The sequence below is a fragment of the Micromonospora sp. NPDC047753 genome, assembly GCF_040642735.1.
In the GTDB taxonomy this organism is placed as follows: Bacteria; Actinomycetota; Actinomycetes; order Mycobacteriales; family Micromonosporaceae; genus Micromonospora.
The window spans coordinates 1-8,536 of record NZ_JBEYSL010000293.1; the positions used below are offsets into that span (position 1 = coordinate 1).

The window sequence follows — 8,536 nt, forward strand, 5'->3', positions numbered from 1 at the left end:
ACCTCCCCCACCGCCACCTACCTGGCCTTCATGGCCATCGGCCAGTACGACATCGTCACCGACACCACCCCGGGCGGCCAGCACGGTCGGCGCCGACCTCCGGGTGACCGAACGGACCGGTGGGTCTGGGTGGCCGGGCCGCTGTGTCACGGGCGGGAAGGGACGGTGCGGGCCCCTTCCCGCCGTGTGGGTGGTGCGTCGGCCCTCGGCTCAGCCGAGACCGCCCTTGATGGCGCCGATGAGCTCGCCGTTGCTCGTGTCACCGGAGAGCTCCCAGAAGAACGCGCCACCGAGGCCCTGGTTGTTCGCGTACGTCATCTTGCCGTTGATGGTCGACGGGGTGTCGTAGCTCCACCAGTTGTTGCCGCACTTGGCGTACGCGGTGCCGGCGATCGTGCCGGTGGCCGGGCAGGTGTTCTTGAGGACCTTGTAGTCCTCGTTGCCCGCCTCGTAGGTGCCCGCTGCCGCACCGGTGGCGCTGCCGCCCGGGGCGGCCTGGGTGACGCCGGTCCAGCCCCGGCCGTAGAAGCCGATGCCGAGCAGCAGCTTGTTGGCCGGTACGCCCTTGCTCTTGAGCTTCTGGATCGCCGCGTCCGAGTAGAAGCCGGCGGTCGGGATGCCGCTGTACGAGGTGAGCGGGGAGTGCGGTGCCGTCGGACCCTGGGCGGCGAACGCGCCGAAGTAGTCGTACGTCATCGGCATCAGCCAGTTGAGGTTGCCGATGGCGCCGGCGTAGTCGGTGGCGTCGATCTTGCCGCCGTTGGTGCCGTCCGCCGTGATGGCGGCGGTGACCAGGGCGCTGGAGCCGAACTTCGACCGCAACGCGCCGATCACGTTCTTGAACGCGTTCGGGCCGCTGGTGTCACAGGTCAGACCGCAGGCGTTGGGGTACTCCCAGTCGACGTCGATGCCGTCGAAGACGTCCGCCCAGCGCGGGTCCTCGACCAGGTTGTAGCAGCTCTCGGCGAACGCGGCCGGGTTCTGCGCGGCCTGGGTGAAGCCGCTGGACCAGGTCCAGCCACCGAACGACCAGATCACCTTGAGGTGCGGGTTCAACCGCTTGAGCTTGCGCAGCTGGTTGAAGCTGCCCCGCAGCGGCTGGTCCCACGTGTCGGCGACGCCGTCCACGCTGTCCGCCGCGGTGTACGCCTTCTCGTAGTCGGCGTAGCTGTCGCCGATGGAGCAGCGACCACCGGTGGTGTTGCCGAAGGCGTACAGGATGTGGGTCAGCTTGGCGGCGGAGCCGCTGGTCTGGATGTTCTTGACGTGGTAGTTGCGCCCGTAGACGCCCCACTCGGCGAAGTAGCCGACGACCTTCTTGCCGCCGGTGTTCGGCGGCGGAGTGGTCGGCGGCGGAGTGGTGGGTGGAGGCGTGGTGGGGGGCGTCGTGGTCGGCGGGGTGGTGGTCGGGGGCGTGGTGGTCGGCGGGGTCGTTCCGCCGCCGCACGCGGCACCGTTGATGGTGCAGTTCAGCGGTGCCTTGTAGGCGCCGCTGCCGTTGTAGCCCCAGCTGAACGAGGCGCCGGGGGCGATGCCGCCGGCCCAGCTCTTCTTGACCGCGACGTAGTGGTTGCCGCTGCTGGTGACGTCGGCGTCCCACGCGCTGCTGATGGTGGTGCCCGACGGCAGGTCGAACTCGATGCGCCAGGTGGTGACAGTGGCGCTGGAGCCGTTGGTGACTGTCACCCTCGTCTCGTGACCGGTCCCCCAGTCCTGCGCCTTGGTGAAGGTGGTGGTGACCGTGCCGGCGCCGAACGCGGTGGTCACCGGCACCGCTGCGACGGTCACGGCGACCACGGCACCGGCCCAGAGGGCCCGGCGGAGCGATCTTTTCATGCGGCGTCTCCCGAACTGTTAGGAAACTTTCCAAAAGAGATGGTGAGACGGTACTCACGCCGTCATCAGTTCGTCAAGATGCGCATGTTTCGATTTCTCCTGGTGCACGGAGTGCGTACGCTGCGCCCACCCCGGGTCAACGCACGGCCGACGCGTAACCTCGGCCCATGACCGTCTTCGACATCCCGATCGACGCCCTCAACGGCGGCCCCGCCGACCTGGCCCGCCACCGCGGCAAGGCGATGCTGGTCGTCAACGTGGCCTCCCGCTGCGGCCTCACCCCGCAGTACGCCGGCCTCCAGACGCTCGCCGACTCCTACGCCGACCAGGGCCTCGTGGTACTCGGCGTGCCGTGCAACCAGTTCGCCGGGCAGGAGCCGGGCAGCGCCGCCGAGATCAGCGACTTCTGCCAGGTCAACTACGGGGTCACGTTCCCGCTGACCGAGAAGGTCGACGTCAACGGCCCGGACCGACACCCGCTCTACGCCGCGCTCGTGAACACCCCGGACGCCGACGGGCACACCGGCGATGTGCGCTGGAACTTCGAGAAGTTCCTGGTGGCCCCGGACGGCTCGGTCGCCGCCCGCTTCGCCCCCACTGTCGCGCCCGACTCCGACGACCTGCGCGCAGCCATCGAGAAGACCCTTCCCACCCCCTGAGCCGGGCCTCCCGACTCCGGGCCGCTCGTCACCGGAGAGTGGCAGGTCCTCGGAGAGCCGGTTCGCGCGGTCGGCGTGAGCGGTACGTTGGGCGGGCAGGCCCGCAGCGCGACCAGGCTTCCGCCGGGCCGACGACGATCGCGAGCAGTCTGCGCAGCTACCGACAGCGGGTGACCAGAATAACCCACCAGTCTGGTCGGGAATGCGTCGTGGGTGGACGGAGTTGGGAACGAGCATGACAACTGTGGGACTGATCGGCAGTGGCAACATCGGCGGCACCGTGGCACGGCTGGCCGTCGACGCCGGCTACGACGTGGTGCTGAGCAACTCGCGGGGCCCGGAGACCCTCACCGACCTGGTGGAGACCCTGGGCGAGCACGCCAGCGCCGGCACCGCGCAGGACGCCGCGCAGGTGGGCGACCTGGTGGTCGTCAGCGTCCCGCTGAAGGCGTACCGGGCGGTGCCCGTCGAACCGCTGGCCGGCAAGGTCGTCATCGACACCAACAACTACTACCCGCAGCGCGATGGCACCTTCCCGGAGCTGGACTCCGGCGAGACCACCAGCAGCGAACTGCTCCAGCGGCACCTGCCGGACTCCCGAGTGGTCAAGGTCTTCAACAACATCTACTTCAAGGGCCTGGCCGCGCTCTCCCGGCCGACCGACGCGGCCGACCGCAGCGCCCTCGCGATCGCCGGTGACGACGCCGCCGCGAAGGCCGAAGTGACCGCCTTCCTGGACCAGATCGGCTACGACGCGGTGGACGTCGGCCCGCTGGCCGAGGGGTGGCGCTACCAGCCGGACACCCCGGCGTACGGCACGCTCTACTCCGCGAGCCCGACCGACTGGGATCACCCGGCCCCGGGCGACGCCGCGAAGGTACGCGCCGCCGTGTCCGCCGCCACCCGCTGAGCACGGCCAGCCGCCGCCCTGCCCGCGACCGCCTACCTGGGCGGCGTGTGGAGGGCGGCGGCGAGTTCGTCGTCGCGTGGTCCCGGTGGCCCGGCAACGGCCGGCGCGGGGCTTGCGCGGAGTCAGGTCGTGGGGTCGGGCGACGGCTCTTCGGCAACGCCGGCCGCCCGGTGCGCGAGTTCGGTGCGCAAGCGGTCGACGTTCGGCGTGACGGCAACCAACGACAGGTGAACCTCCTGCGAGTTTCGCCCGCGCGCTCGGTTCCACACGCCCACCCGACCCCAGTCCCAGCGGTCCAGCACCGGCCGGGTCCGATCCCGATCAGCGATGTCGACGATCAGGGTCGGGCTGATCCGGCCGCGTACCTCGGCTCGGTGCAGGTCGGCCCAGTCGACCTGCACCGTCCCGCCGGCAGGCACTGTCAGTTCGAGGAAGTCGCGGGTCAGCCGAAGTGGCAGCCCACCCTGGCGTCGTAATTGCACGGGGTAGCGGATCGCCGCCAGCAGAAGTATCGGCCCGTGCGGAAGCGGGTGGTACCAGGCGTTGCCGAACGCGACGCTGAGCAACGCGAAGGCCGGCAGGACCACCAGTCCCGCGCAGGCCACCCGGGCCAGCACCCGCCAGCGGGATCGTCGGAACCAGGTGTCCCCTGCATCGACTTTCGTCACCACTGCTGCTCAGTAGCCACACGTGAGCAGACGCAAACGCCCCACTTCTGCCTCCGGAAGAACGGGTTTCACGGGTGGGCGCCGACTCGTAGCCTCGGCGAATGGGGACGACGAGCACACCGGCGTACGACGCCCACGCGGACTGGTACGAGAGCTTCATCTCCGGCGGCGGCGACTACCTGCGCCGGGTGCACGCGACGGTCGCGGACCTGCTCGGCGCGGGCGAAGGTCCCTGCCTCGACATCTGCTGCGGTACCGGCGCGCACGCTCCGGTACCGACAGGTCTGGGTTGGACGCCGGTGGGCGTGGACCTGTCCGGCGGGCAGTTGCGGCACGCGCGAGGGCGGCTGCCGGTGATCAGGGGTGACGCGGGCGCCCTGCCGGTCGCCGGCGCGTCGCTGCCGGCCGCGACGTGCGTGCTGGCCAGCACCGACCTGCCCGACTATCCGGCCGTGCTGCGCGAGGTCGCCCGGGTGCTGCGTCCCGGCGGACGCTTCGTCCACGTGGGTGTGCACCCGTGTTTCGTGGGCGCGTTCGCCGACTGGAGTCAGCATCCTCGTGTCGTCGTCGACGCGCGGTACGCCGACCGGTCGTACAGCTTCGACAGTTGGAACGTCACCGGCGTGCGGGTACGGGTGGGAGCCTGGCACGTCCCCCTCGCCGACCTGGTGAACGCGACAGTGGACGCCGGCCTTCGGCTGGTCCGGGTCGTCGAAGCGGGACCGGGCGGAGTCCCCGACCTGTTCGGCCTCCTCGCCATCCGCGATCGGTAGCGAGCGACAGCGATAAAACATCGCTGTGGCAACTTGCGTCACAGTCCTGTTCACGGGACCCTGTTCTCTGGGTTGCCGCCCGCTCACCGAACGTGCCCCCGGAGGCGACATGCACACGCTCCGTACCGTGCCCCGCCGGCTGCTGGCCGGCTCCGGCGCGCTCCTGCTCGGCACCGCCCTCGCCACCGCCGCCATTCCGGTTCCGGCGGACGCCACGACCGGCGCGGACACCGTCGGATACGTCCGGCTCGCGCACCTGTCCCCGGACACCCCGGCGGTGGACGTCTACCTTGCCGCGCCGGGCGCGGCGAAGCCGCAGGTCTTCCCCGGGGTCGGTTACGGCGTGGTCTCCGACTATCTCGAACTCGCGCCGGGCCGGTACGCGGTGGCCATGCGCGAGGCCGGCGCGCCCGCCAGCGACCCCCCGGTGCTCACCACCGAGGTCGCGGTGACCAGCGGGGACGCGTTCACGGTGGCTGGTGTCGGGCGGCACGCCGACCTCGGCCTGCGGGTGCTCAACGACGATCTCAGCGCCCCCACCGACGGTCGCGCCAAGGTGCGGGTCGTACAGGCCTCGGTGCGGACCCCGGTGCTCGACGTCGCCGCCGCCAACGGTCCGACGATCGCCGACGGGGTGCAGTTCGCCACCACGACCGACTACCAGCAGGTCGAGCCGGGCAGTTGGCGGCTGAAGCTGACGGGCGCCGGCGGGCCGAGCGCCGACGCCGAGGTTCGGCTCACCGGCGGCGCCGTCTACTCGCTGCTGGTGCTCGACGCGAAACAGGGCGGGCTCACCGCCGAGCTGCGCCGCGACGCCGAGGGCGGCACCGTCGTCCCGGCCGGCGGGGTGGACACCGGCGCCGGTGGCACCGCCGGGGCCGGGCTCGACGCGTACCCCCTGGTGGCCGGCGGTCTGGCCGCGGCGGCCGGCGCGGTGGCCCTGCTGCTCTGGCGTCGGCGGCGGCGCACCACCTGGTGAGCGCCGGGCCGGACCCGTCGATCCGGCGGCACCGTGAGCGCCGGACACCGCTGGCCGCGCTGGTCGCGGCCGGCGCGGCGGTCTGCCTGGCCGCCGGCACCGGGGTCGGGCTGGCCACCACCGGCCCGCCGCCACCGGCGGCGAGCTGGCACCCCGGCTGCAGCGACGACTGCCCGTCGGTGGCCGCCGCGCCCACGCCACACGGTCCACCCACGCGGGTACGCGTACCGCGCATCGACGTCGACTCACCGCTCACAGTGCTCGGTCTGGACCGCGCCGGCGTGCTGATTCCGCCGACCGACTTCCACACCGCTGGCTGGTACGGCGGCGGCCCGGCCCCGGGCGACACCGGTCCGGCCGTCCTCGCCGGGCACCTGGACTCCCGACGCGGCCCGGCGGTCTTCGCCCGGCTCGGCGAGCTACGACCCGGCGACCTGGTGGAGGTGTGGCGCGGCGGGCAGCGGTTGCCGTTCCGGGTGACCGGGTCGCTGCGTACCCGCAAGGACCAGTTTCCGACGGCGGTGGTCTACGGCCCGACGCCCGGGGCGGAGCTGCGCCTGGTCACCTGTGGGGGCGACTTCGACCGGCGGCGGGGCCACTACGTCGACAACGTTGTGGTGTTCGCGGTGACCGATGCCCCCGACCCGGTCCTGCCGACGTCCGCCGCAGGCTGAGTCGCGCAGCCTTGATCCACTCGGGTTCACGGAAGTCGGGGCGTCCGCCGCGCTCGAATAGCGCGATTTCCATGAACCCGAGTGGATCAAGCGGGTGAGGCGCGAGGGGTCAGAGGGGGCGGCGGCCGGCGAAGCCGCACTCTGCCCGGTGGTACCAGCGCACGTCGGAGTCGCCCTCCAGCCAGCACCAGAGCACGGCGCGGCCGGCCCGCTCGCCGGGGAAGTCGAGCAGCACCGGGGCGATGCCCTTGACCTGGATGTCGTGCTGGTGCAGCTCGTCGACGACGGCGTGCAACCGAGCTTCCAGTGCCTTGACCTCAGCCAGACCGCCGAGCGCGCTCATGCCGTGGTCACCCAGGTCGGCGCGCAACTCGGCCAGGTCGGCCCGGACCCGGATCAACTCGTCGACGCGCGGCTGCAGGGTGGCCACCAGGTGCCGGGCCTGGGCAAGTGTGAACACCGGGCCAGTATGCCCGTCGCATCGCTCGGTGGTGCCCCCTGCACACCATTCGGGGATGTCGCGCCTCGTTCCGCTCGGGTATACAGAGTGCTCCTCGTAGAGCAGCCCTACGTTCTCCGGGAATTTCGTTGGCGTTGGAGGCTCACTGGCATGAGCGATCGTTCCCCTCTCACCAGCTCGCCGGCTCTTCGGTTTCTCTTCCGCTACCGAGATCTGGTCGCCGACACGCTGCCCGAACATCGTGTGGTCCTGCAGGAGCGGGGATGGTGCTGGTGGGGCTGGTGGAAGCGGCCCAACGAACCCGGGCGGCTCGAGATATGGCAGGCGCTCGAGCGAGAGACACTCGCTGGGCAACGGGTTCTGATCGGACTGTTCCACTCAGGAACAGGCGCCGTGCATCCGGCGGTCGTCGAGCGGGTCATCGTGCCGCAGGCCGATGAGCTCGGCAGCTTCACTTCCCTTAATCCGCCCAGCTCGGAGCGGGATGGCGTTCCCCCCTACTACCGATCGAGTCGGCACAGTCGGGGCTGGTTGCGGTTGGTGGCCTTGGCCGAGGAGCCGATCGAGTTCTTTGGGAAGTTTTCCTTCGCCTCCGCCCCGCCGTTACCGCATCACCCCAAGAGCCAACTGGAGCGGCTGGTGGGCAAACGGATCCTGGACGCCGACGAGCTACGAGCGATGGACACCACTATCTGGGAAGTACGGCCGGTCCAGCCGTCTGATTCCAGCGAAAGATTCCTCACCGCGTCACAGCGCCAGGACGGCGCGCTCTCCGCAGAGCCGATCGCCTGCCCTGGGCCGTGGCTCCTGCACCTCACCGACCCGCACTACGCAACTGGACACTTCCGGCAGGAGCATCAGTGGCGTCTGGAGACCGAAGACGGGGCGACACGGCCCACAATGGTCGACGCAATCTCCAACGCGCTTGCTCACCACCAGCGGTCCGTGGGAGCGGTCCTCGTCACCGGCGACCTCACCTATATCGCCGCCCCTGAGGAGTTCGACGCGGCACGAGCGGGTCTCTTCAAGCTGACCAACGGCTTGCTCGGACTGGGCATGGAGCATCTCGTGGTCATTCCCGGCAATCACGACATAGCGTGGACGCGGGGTGAGTCTTACGAATACGGTGCGCCCGTCGAGGTGGCACCGGCCGAGGCTACTGCCAGCTATCGAAAGTTCTTCCAAGCACTCTACGGCTACCCGGCCTCGCCTCACCTCTCTATGGCTCGTCGTTTTGTCTTCCCCGGTGGCAATCTCCTCGACATCGCCGCAGTCAACTCCAGCTCGCTGGAACAGGGGCAGTCTTTCCTGGCCGGCATGGGCCGGGTGCAGGAGTCCGCATATCGCGAGGTGGCGAGCGCCCTCACCTGGTCGAGCCCTGGCTCAGCCCTACGAGTGCTCGCGTTGCACCATCATCTCGCGCTGACCGAGGACCTCGAATCGCCGGACGAGTATGCAACCGGCTTCGGGATCGCCATCGATGCGCCCAGGATCCAGCGCATGGGTGCCCGTGATGGTGTACACCTCGTAGTGCACGGCCACAAGCACCGTGCGTTCGTCTGGCGTGCTGAGGCGTA

At 70.4% G+C, this 8,536-nt stretch carries 9 protein-coding genes; 6 read left to right on the plus strand and 3 right to left on the minus strand.

The features are described 5' to 3' along the window. Nucleotides 1–210: 210 nt before the first annotated feature. Nucleotides 211–1,836 carry a glycosyl hydrolase family 18 protein gene (locus ABZ749_RS22635; protein ID WP_357230749.1) on the minus strand — a complete coding sequence of 542 codons (1,626 nt, stop codon included), beginning with the start codon at nt 1,834–1,836 and terminating at the stop codon, nt 211–213. Between the two features lie 167 nt (nt 1,837–2,003). Here ABZ749_RS22635 and ABZ749_RS22640 point away from each other — a divergent pair, with 167 nt between their 5' ends. Then, nucleotides 2,004–2,495 carry a glutathione peroxidase gene (locus ABZ749_RS22640; protein ID WP_357230752.1) on the plus strand — a complete coding sequence of 164 codons (492 nt, stop codon included), beginning with the start codon at nt 2,004–2,006 and terminating at the stop codon, nt 2,493–2,495. A gap of 235 nt (nt 2,496–2,730) precedes the next feature. Further along, nucleotides 2,731–3,405 carry an NADPH-dependent F420 reductase gene (locus tag ABZ749_RS22645; protein ID WP_357230755.1) on the plus strand — a complete coding sequence of 225 codons (675 nt, stop codon included), beginning with the start codon at nt 2,731–2,733 and terminating at the stop codon, nt 3,403–3,405. 122 nt (nt 3,406–3,527) lie between these two features. Here ABZ749_RS22645 and ABZ749_RS22650 read toward each other — a convergent pair whose 3' ends face one another. Then, complete coding sequence (locus tag ABZ749_RS22650) at nt 3,528–4,073, minus strand: hypothetical protein (RefSeq protein WP_357230758.1); 546 nt, start codon at nt 4,071–4,073, stop codon at nt 3,528–3,530. Nucleotides 4,074–4,174: 101 nt separating this feature from the next. Between ABZ749_RS22650 and ABZ749_RS22655 the strand changes: the two genes are divergently transcribed. From ABZ749_RS22655 to ABZ749_RS22665, 3 genes are all read left to right on the plus strand, one after another. After that, nucleotides 4,175–4,846, plus strand: coding sequence for a methyltransferase domain-containing protein (locus ABZ749_RS22655; protein ID WP_357230761.1), 672 nt, complete (start codon nt 4,175–4,177; stop codon nt 4,844–4,846). A gap of 109 nt (nt 4,847–4,955) precedes the next feature. Beyond that, a complete protein-coding gene (locus ABZ749_RS22660; protein ID WP_357230764.1) occupies nt 4,956–5,825 on the plus strand; it encodes a DUF4397 domain-containing protein in 870 nt (289 codons plus the stop codon). Further along, on the plus strand, nt 5,822–6,499 hold the full coding sequence (locus ABZ749_RS22665; RefSeq protein ID WP_357230767.1) for a class F sortase: 678 nt from the start codon (nt 5,822–5,824) through the stop codon (nt 6,497–6,499). Before ABZ749_RS22660 ends, ABZ749_RS22665 begins: the two co-directional genes overlap by 4 nt. A gap of 109 nt (nt 6,500–6,608) precedes the next feature. Here the strand turns inward: ABZ749_RS22665 and ABZ749_RS22670 are convergent, their stop codons facing one another. Further along, the gene (locus ABZ749_RS22670; protein ID WP_357199709.1) at nt 6,609–6,959 is read right to left on the minus strand and encodes a DUF2203 domain-containing protein; all 351 of its coding nucleotides are present in this window, start codon (nt 6,957–6,959) and stop codon (nt 6,609–6,611) included. A gap of 150 nt (nt 6,960–7,109) precedes the next feature. Between ABZ749_RS22670 and ABZ749_RS22675 the strand changes: the two genes are divergently transcribed. Further along, nucleotides 7,110–8,536, plus strand: a 1,427-nt coding sequence (locus ABZ749_RS22675; RefSeq protein ID WP_357230770.1) for a metallophosphoesterase, incomplete at its 3' end; no start/stop codon positions are given.